At 57.4% G+C, this 3,882-nt stretch carries 4 protein-coding genes and 1 pseudogene; all 5 read left to right on the top strand.

The window, feature by feature from the left end:
• Positions 1-164 precede the first annotated feature (164 nt).
• Positions 165-1,271, top strand: coding sequence for an ABC transporter ATP-binding protein (locus ACXJ5O_RS21035; protein ID WP_457301589.1), 1,107 nt, complete (start codon positions 165-167; stop codon positions 1,269-1,271).
• Between the two features lie 188 nt (positions 1,272-1,459).
• Positions 1,460-1,837: pseudogene (locus ACXJ5O_RS21030) on the top strand (ABC transporter substrate-binding protein); the annotation flags it as partial.
• A 64-nt stretch (positions 1,838-1,901) separates the two neighbouring features.
• Positions 1,902-2,735, top strand: coding sequence for an ABC transporter permease (locus ACXJ5O_RS21025; protein ID WP_457301588.1), 834 nt, complete (start codon positions 1,902-1,904; stop codon positions 2,733-2,735).
• A 1-nt stretch (position 2,736) separates the two neighbouring features.
• The gene (locus ACXJ5O_RS21020; RefSeq protein WP_457301587.1) at positions 2,737-3,549 is read left to right on the top strand and encodes an ABC transporter permease; all 813 of its coding nucleotides are present in this window, start codon (positions 2,737-2,739) and stop codon (positions 3,547-3,549) included.
• Positions 3,546-3,882 (top strand): FAD-binding oxidoreductase (locus ACXJ5O_RS21015; RefSeq protein WP_457301586.1); only part of this gene is annotated, 337 nt, incomplete at its 3' end. The genes ACXJ5O_RS21020 and ACXJ5O_RS21015, both read left to right, overlap by 4 nt.

Here is a 3,882-nt window from a genome sequence, read left to right as displayed (position 1 = left end):
GGTTGAAATCGCGCTTGTCGCAAACCCGCAACGCGTGAAACACAGCCATGAGCGCCCTCGCGCAGTGGCGTGAATTTCATTCACGTATCGCGGCAATATAATTCAATTGTCGAGACCGCGGATTGTGCCTAGGCTTCTTACAAAAGCAGGGGAAAGAGGTCTCAATGCCTCAAAGCATGCAACCGGGCGATGCGAAAGCCGCCGAGATCAAGGCTGTATCGATTGGCAAGACATTCGGCGCGTTCCATGCGCTGAAAAATCTCTCGCTCGACATAGGTCGGGGCGAGTTTCTTACCCTTCTCGGCCCTTCCGGTTCAGGCAAAACGACTTTTCTCATGATCCTTGCCGGATTCACTGCACCGACGACCGGACGCCTGGTCATGGATGGCAAGGACATCACCGATGTACCAGCTGAAGACCGCTCCTATGGCATGGTGTTTCAGGGTTATGCGCTGTTCCCGCATCTGACCGTCGAGCAGAACATCGCCTTTCCGCTAAAGGTGCGCGGTCGTTCATCCGCCGACATCAAACGAAAAGTCGCCGAGATGGTAGAGCGCGTCGGTCTTATTGGCCACGAAAAGAAGCTCCCGGCGAAGCTTTCCGGCGGTCAACAACAGCGCGTGGCCCTCGCCCGCGCTCTGGTGTTCGAACCCTCCGTTCTCCTGCTGGACGAGCCTTTTTCGGCTCTCGACAAGAACTTGCGCGAAATGATGCAGCAAGAAGTCAAACGCCTGCACCAGGAGACCGGCACGACCTTCGTTTTCGTCACGCACGACCAGTCCGAAGCGCTCGCCCTATCGTCGCGGGTCGCCATTTTCAATCATGGCGAACTCTTGCAGGTTGGCAAGCCGCAGGACGTCTATGAGCGGCCGTCGAACCGCTTCGTCGCCGAGTTCCTCGGGGAGATCAATCTTCTGCCACTCGACACCGTAGAGTTGAACGGCGAAACCGCCGCAGGCAAATTCGAGGACCGGACCATCGTCCTCAACAAATCCATTACCCTGGCGGGTAAGAAAGCCGTTGCCGCTGTCCGGCCCGAACATATGTTCATCTCGGCATCGCCGCAAACTTCGGACTGCAATGCCATCACCTGCCGGGTCGAAGGCGCCACCTATTTCGGCGCGTCGACCAAGTACCATTTGCGAACACGCAGCGGAACCAGTCTTGCGGTTTCAATGCCTACAGCCTCGACGTCGCCGATAGCGCCACAATCCGATGTGTGGGTTTCATGGCCGGTGCATCAGGGCTTTTTGTTGCCTGACGGAGGTTAGGCAGCATTCGGAATGTACCAAATAACATCCAGAGGGAAACAAAATGGATAATGCATTTCAAAAGGACTGCCTCGAAATACTCGCCAGCAAGGTCGAGAAAGGGGAAATCAGTCGCCGCCGCTTTACACAGATGGCCGCAATGCTGCTCGCAGGCGCTCCTGCGCTCCTGCGTTCAACCGGTTCATACAGCCTCGATGGCACTCATCTGGTCGACGCGCGCCTCATTGCTGGAGCAAGATTCTGGCGGCAATATCAAGTTCATCTGGGACCAGGGCCTCATTTCCCCGGGCGCTCTCGGCGTGATGAAGGGTAATCCCGGCGGCAAGGACAATGCGATGAAATTCATCGCCAGCGCGCAGACGCCGGAACGACAGCTCGAGATGTTCAACATGCTGGGCCAGGGCCCGGCAAATCCGGCGACGGACGCGCTGATCCCGGCGGACAAAAAGCGCATCAATCCTGTCGATCCCGCCAATATGTCCAAGCAGGTCCCGCTAGACATGGAGTGGTATGCCGAGAATTACGGCAAGGCATTCGATGAATACACGAAAGTCATCTCGGCTTGATCGCTCTTGGCGCGAAAATTAAGTTTTCGTGCCAAGCCTTTGATTCATAACGCCAGGAACGCGAATGATCGGAAAATCGATCACCTCTAGAAAGATTCTGTTGCTGGCGCCGCTGTTGCTGTTCCTTGGACTTGCCTATGTCGTTCCATTTTTGGGTGTCGTCCGCTGGAGTTTCACCATGCCCGAAGTCGGTCTCGGCCAATACCGGGCGCTGATGACGGATCCTCTCGTCCAATCCGTCTTCATTCGTACCTTGCGGATTTGCCTTATCGTCACCGCCGCGGTGCTCGTCGCGGCCTATGCAATCGCCTATGTGTGGGTTCGGGGCAGTTCGGTTCAGCGGATGCTGGCCGAATTCTGCATCCTTGTCCCCTTCTGGATATCGGTGCTGACGCGAGCCTTCGGCTGGCTGGCGATGCTGTCCAACCGCGGGCTCATCAACACGTGGCTGCAATCGGCCGGCATCATCAGCGAGCCGCTTTCGCTCGCACGCAATGAGCTTGGCGTCATCATCGGCATGACGCATTTCCTGATACCGTTTGCGGTGTTTCCGATCGCTTCAGCCATGCGCAGTATTGACGAGCGCGTTTTGCTTGCTGCACGCGGCATGGGTGCATCGCGAACGCGTATTTTCTGGACTGTCTTCGTGCCGTTGACCTATGGCGGGTTGATCGGGGCGGCGCTGATTGTCTTCGTGTTTGCCCTCGGCTTCTTCGTCACACCGGCCATTCTCGGCGGTGGCCGCAGCGTCATGGTGGCCGAACTCGTCTATCTTCGCATTTTCCAGAGCCCGGACTGGGGGCTGGGCGCGGCGATCAGCGCTGTCCTCGTATTGTTCATCGGCGTTCTGCTCGCGCTGATGCGACGCTTCATTAAACCCGCGCATCTGATTGGATAATATGAGTTCATCCCGTCCAGGCCCCGTCATTTTGATCGTTGCAACAGCTGTAGCACTGTTCCTGTTGATGCCATTGATTGCCGTTATTCCGGTGTCATTCACACCCGCGCGCTTTCTCTCCATGCCCTCCGGCAATCTTTCCCTGCGCCACTACCAGGCATTGATCGATAATCCTGCCTGGGGCCAGAGCATCCTGCTCAGCCTGCGCATCGGCATCCTGTCGAGCGCGATAGCCACGGCGTTGGCAACCATGTTCGGGCTTGGCATCTGGATGTTCCAGCCGCGCTTCTCGGCGCTGCTGATTGGCTTCGTGCTGTTGCCGCTGGTGGTGCCACCCGTCGTTTCAGCCATGACGTTGTATTTCCTGATGACAACGCTATCGAGTTTCAACAGCTGGATCGGCTACGACACGTGGCTGGGCGTGGCGCTTGCCCATGCCGTGATGATCACACCCTTTGCAGTAGTGCTCATCCTTGTCGCGCTCTATCAGGTCGATCGTCGCATAGACCTTGCCGCACGGGGGCTTGGCGCCAATCTGGCAACACGCGCCTTCAGGATCATCATCCCTAACATCAAGTTCGGCATTGCAACCGCAGCACTGTTGTCATTCGTGCTGTCGTGGGAGGAAATCGGCGTGACGCTATTCATCACCAGCGTCAATGCGATCACGCTGCCGCGTCTGATGTGGATGGGGCTACGCGACAACATCGATCCGGCCATCGCCGCGATCTCGGTCTTGCTGATCCTGATCACTGCAGTCATTCTCGCCGTCAGGATATTCATTGACCGGCGCAGGACGACAGATCCTCAATGATTGCAGACAAGACCCTCAACGAACTGCGCTTGATCGTCGGCGCCAGCGGCGTGAAGACCAGTGAAGCATTGAGCCTCATTCACCCCGGTTCCGATGAACGCAATCTCGATGCCGGCGTGATCGTCGTCCCGAGAGATACCGGAGAAGTCGCGGCGGTGCTGCGACTTTGCAACGAGCACCGGATTGCCGTCGTGCCACATGGCGGGCGCACCGGGTTGGTGGGTGGCGGTGTATCTGCGATCGGGGAAATCATCCTCTCCCTTGCTGCCCTTAACAAGATCGAATCCCTTTCAGCAGACGGCGGAACTGCTGTCGTAGAAAGCGGCGTTACGC

Source organism: Phyllobacterium sp. P5_D12 (genome assembly GCF_054049495.1).
This window is presented reverse-complemented; position numbering and strand designations above follow the sequence as displayed.

Excerpts from the sequence above, each read along its gene's own strand:
- ACXJ5O_RS21035 (WP_457301589.1), top strand. The coding sequence starts at position 165 with ATGCCTCAAAGCATGCAACCGGGCGATGCGAAAGCCGCCGAGATCAAG.
- ACXJ5O_RS21025 (WP_457301588.1), top strand. The coding sequence starts at position 1,902 with ATGATCGGAAAATCGATCACCTCTAGAAAGATTCTGTTGCTGGCGCCG.
- ACXJ5O_RS21020 (WP_457301587.1), top strand. The coding sequence starts at position 2,737 with ATGAGTTCATCCCGTCCAGGCCCCGTCATTTTGATCGTTGCAACAGCT.